This is a genomic window from Scytonema sp. HK-05, from assembly GCF_963872035.1.
Lineage (GTDB): Bacteria > Cyanobacteriota > Cyanobacteriia > Cyanobacteriales > Nostocaceae > Kalymmatonema.
Window position 1 is genome coordinate 49,246 of the sequence record NZ_CAWMYC010000131.1, and the last position, 13,949, is coordinate 63,194.

16 protein-coding genes and 1 pseudogene are annotated in these 13,949 nt (G+C 44.8%); 11 read left to right on the forward strand and 6 right to left on the reverse strand.

The features are described from left to right. Window positions 1-120 precede the first annotated feature (120 nt). The gene (gene fdxB / locus AACT52_RS29270; protein WP_073634334.1) at window positions 121-414 is read right to left on the reverse strand and encodes a ferredoxin III, nif-specific; all 294 of its coding nucleotides are present in this window, start codon (window positions 412-414) and stop codon (window positions 121-123) included. 816 nt (window positions 415-1,230) lie between these two features. On the opposite strand from fdxB, the gene AACT52_RS29275 reads away from it, so the two are divergent. Continuing rightward, the gene (locus tag AACT52_RS29275) at window positions 1,231-2,820 is read left to right on the forward strand and encodes a helix-turn-helix domain-containing protein (protein ID WP_073634335.1); all 1,590 of its coding nucleotides are present in this window, start codon (window positions 1,231-1,233) and stop codon (window positions 2,818-2,820) included. Window positions 2,821-2,854: 34 nt separating this feature from the next. Further along, entirely contained in the window at window positions 2,855-3,199 is a 345-nt protein-coding gene (locus tag AACT52_RS29280) for a hypothetical protein (protein ID WP_158054809.1), read from the forward strand. Window positions 3,200-3,308: 109 nt separating this feature from the next. On the opposite strand, the gene AACT52_RS29285 is transcribed toward AACT52_RS29280, so the two are convergent. The 3 genes from AACT52_RS29285 to AACT52_RS29295 all read right to left on the reverse strand — a co-directional run bounded on the left by AACT52_RS29285 (window position 3,309) and on the right by AACT52_RS29295 (window position 6,579). After that, window positions 3,309-3,959, reverse strand: a complete 651-nt coding sequence (locus AACT52_RS29285; protein ID WP_073634336.1) for an acetoacetate decarboxylase family protein — start codon at window positions 3,957-3,959, stop codon at window positions 3,309-3,311. Window positions 3,960-4,425: 466 nt separating this feature from the next. Continuing rightward, complete coding sequence (dnaK, locus tag AACT52_RS29290; RefSeq protein ID WP_073634337.1) at window positions 4,426-6,345, reverse strand: molecular chaperone DnaK; 1,920 nt, start codon at window positions 6,343-6,345, stop codon at window positions 4,426-4,428. A gap of 75 nt (window positions 6,346-6,420) precedes the next feature. After that, window positions 6,421-6,579, reverse strand: coding sequence for a hypothetical protein (locus AACT52_RS29295; protein WP_158054811.1), 159 nt, complete (start codon window positions 6,577-6,579; stop codon window positions 6,421-6,423). 245 nt (window positions 6,580-6,824) lie between these two features. Between AACT52_RS29295 and dusB the strand changes: the two genes are divergently transcribed. The 7 genes from dusB (at window position 6,825) to AACT52_RS29325 (ending at window position 10,213) form a co-directional block, all read left to right on the forward strand. After that, window positions 6,825-7,877, forward strand: a complete 1,053-nt coding sequence (gene dusB / locus AACT52_RS29300) for a tRNA dihydrouridine synthase DusB (RefSeq protein ID WP_073634338.1) — start codon at window positions 6,825-6,827, stop codon at window positions 7,875-7,877. 155 nt (window positions 7,878-8,032) lie between these two features. Next, window positions 8,033-8,506 (forward strand): hypothetical protein, encoded by a 474-nt coding sequence (locus tag AACT52_RS29305; protein ID WP_073634339.1) that lies wholly within the window; start codon window positions 8,033-8,035, stop codon window positions 8,504-8,506. A 326-nt stretch (window positions 8,507-8,832) separates the two neighbouring features. Continuing rightward, the gene (locus tag AACT52_RS41560; RefSeq protein WP_443216674.1) at window positions 8,833-9,009 is read left to right on the forward strand and encodes a DUF6888 family protein; all 177 of its coding nucleotides are present in this window, start codon (window positions 8,833-8,835) and stop codon (window positions 9,007-9,009) included. Next, window positions 9,006-9,230, forward strand: coding sequence for a DUF6887 family protein (locus AACT52_RS29310; RefSeq protein WP_073634340.1), 225 nt, complete (start codon window positions 9,006-9,008; stop codon window positions 9,228-9,230). Before AACT52_RS41560 ends, AACT52_RS29310 begins: the two co-directional genes overlap by 4 nt. Window positions 9,231-9,307: 77 nt before the next feature. Next, a complete protein-coding gene (locus AACT52_RS29315; RefSeq protein WP_073634341.1) occupies window positions 9,308-9,538 on the forward strand; it encodes a hypothetical protein in 231 nt (76 codons plus the stop codon). 164 nt (window positions 9,539-9,702) lie between these two features. Beyond that, complete coding sequence (locus tag AACT52_RS29320) at window positions 9,703-9,906, forward strand: hypothetical protein (protein WP_073634347.1); 204 nt, start codon at window positions 9,703-9,705, stop codon at window positions 9,904-9,906. Continuing rightward, entirely contained in the window at window positions 9,884-10,213 is a 330-nt protein-coding gene (locus AACT52_RS29325; RefSeq protein ID WP_073634342.1) for a type II toxin-antitoxin system PemK/MazF family toxin, read from the forward strand. Before AACT52_RS29320 ends, AACT52_RS29325 begins: the two co-directional genes overlap by 23 nt. A gap of 109 nt (window positions 10,214-10,322) precedes the next feature. Here AACT52_RS29325 and AACT52_RS29330 read toward each other — a convergent pair whose 3' ends face one another. Then, window positions 10,323-11,882, reverse strand: a complete 1,560-nt coding sequence (locus AACT52_RS29330) for an aminotransferase class I/II-fold pyridoxal phosphate-dependent enzyme (RefSeq protein ID WP_073634348.1) — start codon at window positions 11,880-11,882, stop codon at window positions 10,323-10,325. 167 nt (window positions 11,883-12,049) lie between these two features. Between AACT52_RS29330 and AACT52_RS29335 the strand changes: the two genes are divergently transcribed. Together AACT52_RS29335 and ychF are read left to right on the forward strand one after the other, a co-directional pair. Beyond that, the gene (locus AACT52_RS29335) at window positions 12,050-12,271 is read left to right on the forward strand and encodes a hypothetical protein (protein ID WP_073634343.1); all 222 of its coding nucleotides are present in this window, start codon (window positions 12,050-12,052) and stop codon (window positions 12,269-12,271) included. Between the two features lie 61 nt (window positions 12,272-12,332). Next, entirely contained in the window at window positions 12,333-13,424 is a 1,092-nt protein-coding gene (ychF, locus tag AACT52_RS29340; protein WP_073634344.1) for a redox-regulated ATPase YchF, read from the forward strand. Window positions 13,425-13,714: 290 nt separating this feature from the next. Here the strand turns inward: ychF and AACT52_RS29345 are convergent. Beyond that, window positions 13,715-13,949 (reverse strand): annotated as a pseudogene (locus AACT52_RS29345) (hypothetical protein); the annotation flags it as partial.

Sequence of the window (13,949 nt, forward strand, 5' to 3'; positions counted from 1 at the left end):
GTACCTTCCTCTCTACTGACCTTTCTACTGAAGAGAGAAACTGCCATTTGGATGTACACCGTTTTACACTTTCGTCAAACAGCACCTTCTTTAACCGACCTCTCTTACAACCCAAAAACTTTAGTTATCTAATACAGAGTGGGTATAGCAATTTTTGGAACAAATCCTAGCGCATGCCTCACAACCCACGCAATTTTCTTTATTGGCGATTGTCATCACTTTCTTTTCAATTTCATCATCGTCCTCATCCTCGACAAATTCTCCTTCTTCGTTCATTGCTTTTAATACCAGCACATTATGCCCACAGATTTTAAAGCATCTGCCGCAACCGATACATTTGTCCTGGTCAATTTCCTCAACGAATTTAGGTGTCCAAGTTTTGCCACCAAATGTTAATCCTGTTAGCGTTGCCATAATTTACCTTCTGTGCTGACACATCTGTTTGACTTTAAGCTCATACTAACATAGTCTAATCTTCCGATTTTTGATTGTTTAATACGTTTTCTCATTCAATTAAAGTTTGATGACTTACCAAATCACACTAAGTTAATAGACTTCTTGCAAAACTCTTTTTCTTAGTGTTATTCTTTGCGTCTTTGCGCCTTAGCGCGAGACAAAATAAGATTTGTGCAAGAGATAGAATTGTTAATCTTCAACCTTTAAATGCAAAAACTTATTAGTAAATTTTTCCAAAAAATGGGAAACTACCTCTTAAGAGGAGTCGTTAGTTATCAATGAACAATAGAAAGACATCATCCTTTATCTGGTTTAACCAATAAAATTGAGTTGGTTCATTATCAATGTCAAATTAATAACTCAATGAGTTATGAGCTAAATATTAATAGTATTAATATTGTTAATTGAAAGCACTAGTAGGAGGAGCAATTGTTCAGCAATAACACTTGAAAAAATATTGAAATAAGAATCAAAAATGTTATTGAGTTACCTATTCAAGCTAAGTTGAAAAAAGATGTTTAGCTCATTGCTAACAAACTGAAATAGAAATTTATGAAATGTTAGAAAGTAAGAAATATTAAAAATTAGGCTCGGCTTACAAGCCTTAAATAGCTTCCAATTGGATGCGCGGTCCGAATAAGGATGTGGTTAAGTAGTACGGTCAAGGTTTATTATTACCGTCCAAACAATGTGGTAGTGAGTAGTGAATCAAGAGGACACATCCAGGGGAGACTTGAGCCAGACATCTCAACGATTAAAGTAGGAAAAAGCCTTATGCCTTATACAATTCCTAACAACAGTTGCGTTGGATGTGACAACTGCCGTCCCCAATGTCCTACTGGTGCAATCAAATTAGAGAACGATAAATACTGGATCGACCCTAGCCTTTGTAACAACTGCGAAGGTTATTATCCCGAACCCCAATGTGTAGTCGTTTGTCCGATTGATTCCCCTATACCCATGCAGGCGAAAAGGGGGAGATGTAAAATTGATTCCAGAGATGCCACCAGCCCAGATTTATTTGCTAACGGTAAGAGCAACCCATTTGCTTCGGCGATCGTTATCTGGGAAGCTTGCAATGTGCTGGCACAGCGAAACTCCCTACCTTGGGAAATTGATGAATATGGCAAGGTGTGTTATAGCCGACAAGTTAATCAGGGGCGAGGGGCGATCGCCTTTCACATCAGCAAACTCAGCAATGGCAGCGAACTTGCAACTTCCTTAGAAGTCATTGAGACGCTTGATATCAGAGCGGCTTGTATGCAATTGATTTTCGCAGCTCATGCAACAGCTTTAGATCAGCCTTGGGTGCAAGATTTTACGATTGACGATCGCCAAATTGAGAAATATTTGGGGCTGGAGAAACGCAAAGACCTCAGCAAACCCGCGAAGTTGGCTTTAATGAAGAACTTGGTGCAGCAAACTTGCTCGCTGATAACCTCTATTGATTGGCCCCAACAAGGTCGAGTCAAAGGATTTTCAGTGGAAGGATGTCGCTTGTGGCACTTGGTAGAAGTTCAGCATCACTTTCAAGAAGATGATCAAGGGTGCAAATATCTAGTTGGACTCACTTTTAAAGTCAAAGCAGGTCTATGGGCGCAGTATTTCTTAAACAAACAAGGATGCAAGGAACGAAATACATTTTATCAATATGGCAGTCTGCCGAAAACCCTGTTAACAACCGTCATGAGTATTTGGCAGCAACACGAAGGAGCAGCGCGACTGATGCTGTGGTTGCTGTTTAAAACTAAAATGGGCAAAGAACAGCGTATTACAGTTCCCACCTTGCTGCGTGTTGCTTACGGTGAAGAGAAAGTTTCTCTTGCTTGCAGACAACGGGAGGAACGCAAGCGACTGCTACGAACCTTTGAAAACGATTTGGAAGTTCTGAATCATTATGGTATGAAACCAAGTTTCGACCCAGTGACGTACCCATCAGAAATTCAACCGTTGTGGGCGAAATTGGTGGATATTCCCGAAGATCCAGACGATGCCTTAGAATTTTGGATTAAGGACGCTAGCGGAGACAGACGCCTGACAGATAAAAGTCCCCGTGGCAAGTGGAATATGCTGATGAATGCCCGGATTTTATCGTTTACGCTACCGCCAGAATGGCAGCAACAAACCACTGAATCTGAAAAAAAGCGACGAACGACAAAAAACAGAACAAAATCAAAAATCACAACAGGATATCTGCTAGGCGAACAGATTTTGCAGGCAAGAAAAAACCTTAATCTTTCGCAAAGAGAATTAGCGAAACTGGCAGGGAAAAGTCAAAGCTGGATTCGAGATTTGGAAAATGGTCGCCTCAAAGCCAAGTTAGAAGACCAAGTGGTGTTACGGAAAGTGCTGGGTATAGCTTAATTCGGCTTGATTCGCCAGCGTGTTTTTGTCGGTTTTGGATTATAGCGCTTCTCACTTCGTTGCAATACAGTCGGAACCCCACTCCGGCTTTGGCTTATGCCAAAACCGCCCTAAGAAAGCTTGCTTGCACCGCAGAGGGTTAGGGGCGATCGCCTACGGCGGGGCTTTGCCCATCGCACTGTTTGCGACAACATCAAGTAAATCACTCTTTAGAGCGGATACAAACAAAAAACCGCGATCGCCTACGACGGGGCTTTGCCCATCGCACTGTTTGCGACAACATCAAGTAAATCACTCTTTAGAGCGGATACAAACACAAAAGAGCGATCGCCTACGACGGGGCTTTGCCCATCGCACTGTTTGCGACAACATCAAGTAAATCACTCTTTAGAGCGGATACAAACACAAAAGAGCGATCGCCTACGGCGGGGCTTTGCCCATTGCACTGTTTGCGACGACATTAAATAAACTATCCTTTGGATGCGTAATTATCTGAAACTATACTCAACCGCCCTTTGTCCCACAACCTCAGGCGCACGAACTCTCAAACTCATTTCTTCGCAACGTACAGTTAAGAAAGGTTGACCTAAACCGATTTCAGAAAAAGGACTTTCAGCAGGAACTTCTAACTTAGAACCAATAAACCCTATACGCGATTCTAATTCCGCAGAGAAGTTCAGTAAATTTGCATCCTTTGCACTGAAACTAGATCCACCTAACCACTGTCGCCATGCGAAGGTTTGCTGGTTATAGTTCAGACTACACAATGTCCGGTTTCCTTGGCGAACAGTGACACGTTCTCCTCTTTCCCAAGTAAATTCAGCTAATTCCTTCGGTAGTCCCCAAACCTCTCGACCACCAGCTACCGAATCAGGATTATCTACATAAATATGAGAAACCCATCCACCGATTTTTCCTTGATAACCCACCGCAGCAGGAATAACAATCAATTCGCTGTACTCCAGCACCGAGCCAGATCCGTAATAGGATAAATATACGCCACCAACGGTTTTACCAGGAAAGACAGAAATAATTTCTAATTCCGAGGGAATCAGGTGACGCACTCGGTCAATATTTATGACATGTCCAGTTACGATCGCGTAGCCTTGAAGTGTCCAGGGAGCTTGTGGGTATGGCATTTTCCGCAAGTTTTGAATGAATAAGTGAGTGTTGCTGAATCAAATGACGATTCTTGTTTGCAATACAAGCCCAATATAGAAAAGAGTTAGGACTAACTCACCATACTTCAGGTACAAATCACGCTTCCACACCCTTATACCAAATTGCCTGTGTTTGTCATTCTCACGCCTTGGGAAGAATCTTACCTAAGACTTAGCTATACTGGGTTTTGCTTAATATGAAACAATACTATCTATCCCAACTTGGTATCTCAGATCTTGCACCTAACAAGAGCCAGAGGCTCTAATATCTCGTTACCAGGTTCAACCTGGTAACGAGGGTTTGGAGGCTTCCCCGACTCACTGTTGCAACTCTTGCAAGATCTCAGGTATTACACGCTATCTTTGCAAAAAAAATTCCCACCCAAGAATCATTCTGGATGGGGGATTTGGATTGTAGGGTGGGCATCGCCCACCGAACCAATAACTATTTAGATTCAGTGAAATCAGCGTCAATCACATCATCACCACCGCCAGTGGAGGAGGAAGAAGCGCCACCAGAGGTGTCAGGACCACCACCAGGAGCAGAACCATCGCCACCACCTGCTTGTTGATAAATATTGCTACCAACAGCAAAGAGCGCTTGTTGCAATTCGGGTGTGAGTTTCTTGATCTGCTCGTCGTCTTCCTTGGAGACGGCTTCGCGCAAGTCTTTCACCAAACCTTCTACCTTGGTCTTATCAGCTGCGGGGACTTTGTCGCCCAATTCTTGCAGTTGCTTCTCAGCTTGGTATGTCAAAGAGTCGGCTTGGTTCTTGCGGTCAATTTTCTCCCGACGTTCTCTGTCAGCTGAGGCGTTTTTCTCAGCTTCGTTCACCATCCGCTCGACTTCGGTCTTATCGAGGGTAGAAGCACCAGTAATACTGATAGACTGCTCCTTACCAGTACCTTTGTCCTTAGCGGTAACGTTGAGAATACCGTTAGCGTCAATATCGAAAATCACTTCGATTTGAGGGACACCGCGTGGTGCTGGGGGAATACCATCGAGACGGAAGGTACCCAAGCTCTTGTTGTCGTTTGACATCTCGCGTTCGCCTTGGAGGACGTGAATTTCCACGTTGGTTTGACCATCCACAGCGGTGGAGAAGACTTCTGACTTCTTGGTAGGAATTGTGGTGTTGCGGGGAATAATCTTGGTCATGACGCCACCCAAGGTTTCCACACCCAAGGACAGCGGTGTTACGTCTAACAGCAAGATACCAGTAACATCACCACCAAGCACACCAGCTTGAATTGCTGCACCAACTGCCACAACTTCATCGGGGTTAACGCTTTGGTTGGGGTCTTTACCCAACACCTGCTTCACGATTTGTTGTACAGCGGGGATGCGGGTAGAACCACCAACTAATACAACTTCATCAATATCGTTCTTGCTTAATTTAGCATCGCGTAGCGCGTTCTCAACGGGAACTCGGCAACGGTCAATTAAGTCAGAGCAAAGTTCTTCAAACTTAGCGCGAGTCAGCGTTGTATCCAGGTGCTTGGGACCATCCTGGGTAGCGGTAATAAATGGTAGGTTGATTTCCGCTTGGGTGACGCTGGAAAGTTCAATTTTCGCTTTTTCTGCGGCTTCAGTCAAACGCTGTAACGCTTGTTTGTCTTTGCGCAGGTCGATCCCTTCGTCTTTTCTGAACTGTTCAGCTAAGAAATCAACGATCTTCTTGTCGAAGTCGTCACCACCAAGGTGAGTATCACCAGAGGTTGCTAACACTTCAAACACACCGTCGCCAACTTCCAGGATGGATACGTCGAAGGTACCACCACCAAGGTCAAACACGAGGATGGTTTCGTTGCTCTTCTTATCAAAGCCGTATGCCAGAGAAGCAGCGGTAGGCTCGTTGATAATCCGTAGAACTTCAATACCAGCAATCTTACCAGCGTCTTTGGTTGCTTGCCGTTGAGAGTCGTTGAAGTATGCAGGAACGGTGATCACGGCTTGAGTTACGGTTTCACCGATGTACTTGCTTGCATCTTCTACCAGCTTGCGCAGAACCTGTGCGGAAATTTCTTCGGGAGCAAAAGGTTTGCCGACTTGCGGACAATCAACTTTAACGTTACCGTTGCTGTCACGTAGTACTTTGTAAGAAACTTCAGTAGCTTCGTGGGTAATTTCGTCGAACTTGCGTCCAATGAAACGTTTTACAGAATAAAAAGTGTTTTCGGGGTTCATCACCGCCTGGCGTTTGGCGATTTGACCAACCAAGCGATCGCCATTTTTTGCGAAGGCGACTACTGAAGGCGTTGTCCGAAAACCTTCTGCGTTGGCTATAACTGTGGGTTTACCACCTTCCATAACTGCCACGCAGGAGTTTGTCGTACCTAAGTCAATTCCAACTACTTTTGCCATTGTAGGTGCTGGCTCCGTATAACTACAAATGAATGAATGAGAGTATAAAGGGCGAAATTATTGAACTAACTGGATTTAGAAAGCAGCCAGTTCAGCATGAATACCTTTGGTTTTACTTACTGCTGATATATATACTGAGCCTGTGTAGCCAGTCCATGAAGGGTGGTTTTCCGAACCTTGGTTAGGGCGGTTATGCTTCAAAATTTTTTTTGTTTGTTCTTCTTGTTTCTTCATGGACTGAATTGCTTTCACTTTCTTTGTCTAATGTATGAGAATTAATACTAGGAGCAATTCGGGTGAACCGTATCAACAATGTGGTGTTTGCCGTCTTTAGGCAATGGAGAATGGCGGCTGTTGATAGCGATTGGCAAAAGAATCAGACTAAAAAATGATATTGTGACTACATATTTCCTATCCCTAATCCCTAGTCGCCAATCCCCTGAGTACAATAGAAAAGCTTATGTGCCTCGACATGATATATGCTTACGCTGTCTCCTGATCTAAAAGCTAGACTTTCGACTCCTCTAAAAATTGGTTCTTTTGAGGTGAAAAGTCGGGTTCTCCAGTCGCCTTTGTCTGGGGTGACGGATATGGTATTTCGTCGGCTGGTGCGTCGTTATGCGCCTGAGTCGATGATGTACACGGAGATGGTGAATGCAACGGGGTTGCACTATGTGAAGCAGTTGCCCAAAATCATGGAGGTAGACCGTAACGAGCGACCAATTAGTATTCAGTTGTTTGACTGTCGCCCAGATTTTCTGGCAGAAGCAGCGGTAAAGGCGGTTGAGGAAGGCGCTGATACCGTTGATATTAATATGGGCTGTCCGGTAAATAAAATCACCAAAAATGGTGGTGGTTCTTCGCTGTTGCGTCAGCCGGAAGTCGCTGAGGCAATAGTTAGGGAAGTTGTGAAGGCGGTTGATGTCCCTGTAACAGTAAAAACCCGTATCGGTTGGAACGACAAGGAAATTACCATTCTCGACTTTGCCAAGCGAATGCAGGATGCGGGGGCGCAAATGATTACTGTGCATGGACGTACTCGCGCCCAAGGGTACAATGGCAATGCCCGATGGGAATGGATTGCCCGCGTTAAGGAAATTCTTGATATTCCAGTGATTGGTAATGGAGATATTTTCTCGGTTGAGGCGGCGGTGAAGTGTTTGGAACAAACTGGCGCGGATGGGATCATGTGTTCGCGCGGGACTTTGGGTTATCCGTTTTTGGTGGGAGAAGTTGATTACTTCTTGAAAACAGGAGAACAGTTACCGCCACCAACTCCAATTCAGCTTTTGGAATGTGCGAAGGAACACTTACAAGCTTTGTACGAATACAAGGGTGATAGAGGTGTGCGTCAAGCACGCAAGCATATGACTTGGTATGCGAAAGGTTTCGCTGGTGCTGCTGATTTACGTGGAAAGTTGAGCGTGATTGAAACTGTGCAGCAAGGTATAGATTTGATTGATAAGGCGATCGCACAGTTGGCGAATGGGTATGAGGTGATCGAAGAAAATCAGTTGGCGATCGCACAGTAAGAGATGGAATTGGGTGCGTGAAGCGAAGCTATCCCGAAGGGATAAAACATGGCTAGAAATCATTGTTAAGTTTGTAATGTCTTGCTGGCAATCGTAAGTTGAGATATTCTCATTGAACTGACACGCAGCAGTAGCTAGTAAATTTGCCTTCACGTATGTCGTTATCCATAGAACAAATCGAAAAGAGAATAAAAGAGGTCGAGTGTTTTGTTGTCCCCTCAAGTAGCCGATATGGGCGTTTACTCAATTGGCAGAATCCACCTGACCCGTTTTGGCATTACGGGATTGGTTTGTCAGATACACACATTTTTGATACAGGTCGTGGGTTATGTCCATTCGAGAGAAAAGAGGCAAAATTTGTTGTTGGAATTGACTGCATTGCTTTTGAACCTGAGCAAACAATTGAGCGGCTCAAACAGGCTCTTTATGTTTTTGCTGATTGGGAATACACTGTTCCCGGTTGGAATTGTGAACACTTTGGTCGGTTAATTGCAACGGATAGACCGAGATGTTATCAGAGTAGACCTATATGGTGGCTGTGCAATCTGACCACAAAAGGTGACCACAAAACTGCACATCAAGTCTTTCGGGATTACCTGAAGAAGGTTGATCCTAGTCTCAATCGGTAGGTATTAAAGACTACGCGCCACTATACACTGCCTGAGATAGTGTGGAAAAATAAGCCGACGTGTGTTTGTTTATGTAGTTGAACGTAGTATTAGGCTGTGAGATATGCTCCCAAAGCGAGTTGGTTGACTGCAAGTCCTAAATCTACCAGCCATACTTCACCAGATTTCGGCGGGTTCATCAATCAGATCCAATATTTAGTATTTGGTTCTATGTTACGGTATCTACCAGCAGGCTAACACTACGTTAGAGCCAAAAGACTTCTACAGAAACAGGCTACGGAAGGTGCTATACTCTGCCCGATGAGAGGTAATGAGGAGCGAGAATTATTCCTACGCCGGAACAAAAGACGCAGTGCTTTATTTTGTGCTGCTGGTTTACTAAACTTTACTTGCCCATTAATGTGGTTCGTGTAGACGAGCGAACAGGGAATGTGTTCTTCTTAGCAGGTGAGGAGAATATCATTGAGATATATCCGAATGGCAGATGGAGGTATGTGCAATGAGCAAACCTAACTTTCAGGCAATGAGTCAGAAACAGTTACATGCCTATGTTTTAGCTCATCGTGATGATCAAGAAGCATTTTATGCGTATGTGGACAAGTTACATGCAGAGGCTAACTGGGTTGAAATGCCACCTTTACAGTCTTTAGAGGACTTGGAAAACTATCCTGAATTTCTTGAGCGTGTTCGCAATGGTTCGGAACCACAAGATAATGCCGTCTAACAATCGCGTTGGTTGAACACTCAGGCGGCAATTGGTGCTAGCTTTAAAAACAGAATGTCGCATGAAAGCAGCACACTATGTCGTCCCCAGCAATCACTACAGTAGTAAAGATGATGGAGTCTTTACCTGTTGATGTACAGGATCAAGTTGCAGACCACCTTCGAGAGTACATCAATGAGTTACAAGATGAAATTCAATGGAGCAAATCCTTCGAGAGAACGCAGCAAAAACTCGTAGCTGCTGCACAACGCGCCAAACAAGAAATTGCTGAGGGGAAAGCGACTACACTGGACTACGATCAGTTATGAAGTCCGCCGTGCTTCCCTCATTTTGGGTTAAATATCGGCGTTTGAGTTTTAAGAAGCTAGTGTGTAGAGCGATCGCCCAGTAACTGATGGGATGGGATTGGGTGCGATCGCAAGATCCCGCATCAAGGCATAAAATCAAAGCATGACCATTCATTAAGATGGATATGTTAAAAACGCTTTGGGCTACCGTTCGGCAAGGAAAAATTGAACTGCTGGAATCAGCGGAACTACCTGAAGGAACAAGAGTGCTGGTAACACTTCTTGCTGATGATGAAGCTGAGTTTTGGCTTCAAGCCAGCCAAACATCACTTGATGCAGTTTGGGATAACGCCGAGGATGATGTTTATGCGCAGCTACTCCAAAAATGACATCATCTTGGTTCGGTATCCCTTCTCAGATTTGTCTAGTTCAAAGGTAAGACCCGCAGTTGTCGTGAGTGCGCCGCATGTTTCTCAAGACGTTATGATCACGCCACTGACAAGTAAAACAGGATCGTTACTTGAGGGTGAGTTTGTGCTTTCTGAGTGGGCTGCAGCAGGGCTTAACGTGGCTACAGCAGTCAAGCGAGGTTTGTACACAGTACATGAGAGCTTAGTTGTGACAACGATTGGGAAGTTGGCGGATTTCGATGCCGAGCAGTTAGAGCAATCCTTACGAAGCTGGCTAGGGTTGTGACGCAGCCCAACGCTGCGGGAATGATCGTCGGTTGAGATGCAAGTAATTATTTGAGAAGCTAGGTGTAGAGCGGTCTAACACCATATATGGTTGAAACAATTTACCAACGTTAGACTTTGACAACCTTAAGTGTCTTTAGGCTAGTATCCGCACAACCGCTGATAAATCCACCCATGAGCTGAATCTGTTGCAAGTATTCTAAAGCATTATGCGTAATGATTTCACCGGGCATCAACACAGGAATTCCCGGAGGATAAGGACAAACGATTTCGGCACAAATCCGTTCCGTAGTTTCTTGGATGGGTAAGGTTTCTGTTGCAGCGAAAAAAGCTTCACGGGGCGATATACGCAGACAATTTTCCATCATAGAAACATCATCCCATAAAACCTTACCTCTTTTTTCCCCTATCCCCAGAGAAGCTTCCGAGTTTGGAGGTGAGGTCATCGCTAAGTTGGTAAAAGCTTGCACCAACTGCTCAATATCCTCCTGAGTGTTGCCCAGACTAATGATAAAGGTGAGATGTTGTAGCGAGGCGAATTCCGCTGTTACACCTAGCTGTTGGTCGAGAATTTCTTCGGCGGCAAATCCAGTTAAACCTAAGCCAGAAACGGTGACAGTTAACCGTGTTTTGTCTAAAGCCACAAAGCCAGGTGATCCCCCCAACCCCCCTTGATAAGGGGGGCTATGAGGAATTTCCAAAACTGACAAGCCGGGAATTTGGCTGATACGGGTTCTCGCTTCTTGGGCTAGTTGCAATGTGCGGGACATCAACTCTTTACCGTGCAGTGCCATCTGTTGACGCGCTGCATCTAGGGAAGCTAGAAGTAAATAACTGGGACTGGTAGATTGTACGAGTTGCAATGCTTTACTGACGCGATCGCGAAGCGGGCACTCTATGCCATCGCGTAGCGTGGGCTTTGCCCAATCGCCATCTATCCTGTCGTCTTGGACGTGCAGCATTGACGCTTGAGTTAACGCGCCCAGTGTTTTATGTATGGATTGTACAGATAAGTCAGCACCTGCGGCTAACGCTGAGATTGGTAGTTCGGGATGAAAGGCGAAGTGTGCGCCGTGTGCTTCGTCTACAAGTAAGGGGATATTGTATTGATGGGCAAGAGAGGCGATCGCCCTCACATCTCCACAAACACCGTAATATGTGGGGTAAACCATAAACACCGCTTTCGCGTCGGGATGCTGTTTCAGTGCAGCTTGTACGGCGTTAGGCGTGATGCTGTGGGCAATATCTAAAACTGGGTCATATTCTGGATTTATAAAAATTGGGATAGCACCAGAGAGAATTAAGCCTGCGATCGCAGAAGAATGGACATTGCGAGGCAAAATAATTTTATCTCCACTGCCACAGGTAGCGAGAATTGCCGCTTCAATTCCGCATGTGGAACCATTGACAAGAAACCAAGTCTGTGTTGCACCAAATGCTTCGGCTGCCAGTTGTTGCGCTTCTTTGATAACGCTTTCGGGTGCAAAGAGGTTGTCTAATTCTGCTAATTCTGGTAAATCAGCGCGGCACACAGCTTTGCCAAAAAAATCAGCCAAGGATTGAGAAATCCCTTGTCCCCGCTTGTGTCCTGGCGTGTAAAAAGCAGCATGAGGACGTTCTGCACAAGCTTTTAAAGTGTCTAATAAGGGTGTTTGGTTTTGATTGAGCATTTTGGTGAAATGAACCGCATAAGGCAACAGAGAACGCAGATGATTCAGTGTAAATCTCTATCAGAGATTGCAACGAAAGACATAAATGGAATAGCTATATGGGGAGATGTCAGCAGCGTCTGTTGTCATCTAGCTTGGAAAAGTCGCATGATTTAAGTAGACTTACCATGATTTATCCCTCTCCTGGTCCTTTACCTGAGCCACAGATTCCAAATCCTGATCCATCACAGACACCAAGCATTCCCCAACCTATACCAGGACCTGTACCGGAACCCATACCTAGTCCTGCTCCCGAACCAGTTCCAGCACCAGTACCGGAACCAGTACCGAGTCCCATTCCCCAGACGGTTCCAGCACCAATTCCTCAAACAGTTCCGGGACCTGTTTGAAACTCTTTGCAGGTAGTCTTAAGATAACGTTTGGTACAAACTCCAAAATTTCAAATTTAAAATGCTACGAGCCGGAATTGTCGGACTCCCTAACGTTGGAAAATCTACTTTGTTTAATGCCTTGGTTGCTAACGCCAAGGCAGAAGCAGCCAATTTTCCTTTTTGCACGATTGAACCGAATGTCGGCGTTGTCTCTGTGCCGGATGAGCGGTTAAATGTTTTAGCGAAGATTTCCTCCGCGAAACAAATTGTTCCGGCGCGTGTTGAGTTTGTAGATATTGCCGGTTTGGTTAAGGGCGCTAGTAAGGGTGAGGGACTGGGTAACCAATTTCTGTCCCACATCCGGGAAGTTGATGCGATCGTACATGTGGTGCGTTGTTTTGAGAATGACGACATTATCCACGTTGCCGGTTCGGTTGATCCAGCGCGAGATATTGAAATCATCAATTTAGAGCTTGGTTTAGCTGATTTGGCACAAATTGAACGGCGGATAGAACGCACCCGTAAACAAGCCCGTACGAGCAAAGAAGGACAGATTGAATTAGCATTGCTGGAAAAATTAGCTGCTGCATTAAATGAAGGTAAATCAGTGCGGCAAGTTAGTTTGACCGAAGAAGAAGCCGAAATTATTAAACCACTGGAACTGCTCACTGTTAAGCCGATTATCTATGCTGCTAACGTGTCAGAAGATGACTTAGCAACAGGTAATGAATACGTGGAAAAAGTGCGACCAATTGCTGCTGCTGAAAATGCACAAGTTGTGATAGTTTCTGCACAAGTGGAATCAGAATTAATTGAACTGCCAGAAGAAGAAAGGGGTGAATTCTTAGCATCTTTAGGTGTAGAAGAAGGCGGTTTAAAATCGTTAATTCGCGCTACTTATACCCTGTTAGGTTTGCGTACATACTTCACCAGTGGAGAAAAAGAAACCCGCGCTTGGACTATTCACGCTGGAATGTCCGCACCGCAAGCAGCAGGGGTTATTCACAGTGATTTTGAACGCGGATTTATTCGTGCTGAAACGGTTGCTTATAATGATTTAGTCGCGTCTGGTTCGATGAATGCTGCCAAGGAGAAAGGGTTAGTTCGCAGTGAAGGAAAAGAGTACATCGTGCAAGAAGGCGATGTGATGTTGTTCCGGTTTAATGTGTGATCTAGTCAAAATTTTCATCAGAAACCTGGTTTTTCAAAGAACCGGGTTTCTTAGTATGTGGTAAACAAATGCAAATTGACGTGAAACGTTTGTAGTAAGGGTTTTAGCGCTAAAGCGCTTACTACACTAGACTAAATGCGATCGCCCTGCATAGCACTGCGCTATGCGCAATCATTAACAAGAGGATATCAGCTAAAAAGTATATCAACTTTCAAGAAACATAGGGAACAGGCAACAGGGAACAGGCTTTCATTATGTGACCCGAGCAGCAGATGCAGCACTTTACCAAGCTAAAACTGAGGGACGCGATCGCGTTGTGATTGCTGAGTAACTGAGATCTTGCACCTGTTGCAACAGTCAGGAGGCGAAGCCTCCAAACCCTCGTTACCAGGTTGAACCTGGTAACGAGATATTAGAGCCTCTGGCTCTAGTTGAGAATGGTAAGTAAGCGAGAAAGCAGGCGAAGCCTGCAAACCCTCGTTACCAGGTTCAACCTGGTAACGAGATATTAGAGCCTCTGGCTCT

What these genes read in the sequence shown, in the direction of transcription:
- fdxB (WP_073634334.1), bottom strand. Translation starts at nt 414, where the DNA reads ATGGCAACGCTAACAGGATTAACATTTGGTGGCAAAACTTGGACACCT.
- AACT52_RS29275 (WP_073634335.1), top strand. Translation starts at nt 1,231, where the DNA reads ATGCCTTATACAATTCCTAACAACAGTTGCGTTGGATGTGACAACTGC.
- AACT52_RS29285 (WP_073634336.1), bottom strand. Translation starts at nt 3,959, where the DNA reads ATGCCATACCCACAAGCTCCCTGGACACTTCAAGGCTACGCGATCGTA.
- dnaK (WP_073634337.1), bottom strand. Translation starts at nt 6,345, where the DNA reads ATGGCAAAAGTAGTTGGAATTGACTTAGGTACGACAAACTCCTGCGTG.
- AACT52_RS29295 (WP_158054811.1), bottom strand. Translation starts at nt 6,579, where the DNA reads ATGAAGAAACAAGAAGAACAAACAAAAAAAATTTTGAAGCATAACCGC.
- dusB (WP_073634338.1), top strand. Translation starts at nt 6,825, where the DNA reads ATGCTTACGCTGTCTCCTGATCTAAAAGCTAGACTTTCGACTCCTCTA.
- AACT52_RS29305 (WP_073634339.1), top strand. Translation starts at nt 8,033, where the DNA reads ATGTCGTTATCCATAGAACAAATCGAAAAGAGAATAAAAGAGGTCGAG.
- AACT52_RS29310 (WP_073634340.1), top strand. Translation starts at nt 9,006, where the DNA reads ATGAGCAAACCTAACTTTCAGGCAATGAGTCAGAAACAGTTACATGCC.
- AACT52_RS29315 (WP_073634341.1), top strand. Translation starts at nt 9,308, where the DNA reads ATGTCGTCCCCAGCAATCACTACAGTAGTAAAGATGATGGAGTCTTTA.
- AACT52_RS29320 (WP_073634347.1), top strand. Translation starts at nt 9,703, where the DNA reads ATGTTAAAAACGCTTTGGGCTACCGTTCGGCAAGGAAAAATTGAACTG.
- AACT52_RS29325 (WP_073634342.1), top strand. Translation starts at nt 9,884, where the DNA reads ATGCGCAGCTACTCCAAAAATGACATCATCTTGGTTCGGTATCCCTTC.
- AACT52_RS29330 (WP_073634348.1), bottom strand. Translation starts at nt 11,882, where the DNA reads ATGCTCAATCAAAACCAAACACCCTTATTAGACACTTTAAAAGCTTGT.
- AACT52_RS29335 (WP_073634343.1), top strand. Translation starts at nt 12,050, where the DNA reads ATGATTTATCCCTCTCCTGGTCCTTTACCTGAGCCACAGATTCCAAAT.
- ychF (WP_073634344.1), top strand. Translation starts at nt 12,333, where the DNA reads ATGCTACGAGCCGGAATTGTCGGACTCCCTAACGTTGGAAAATCTACT.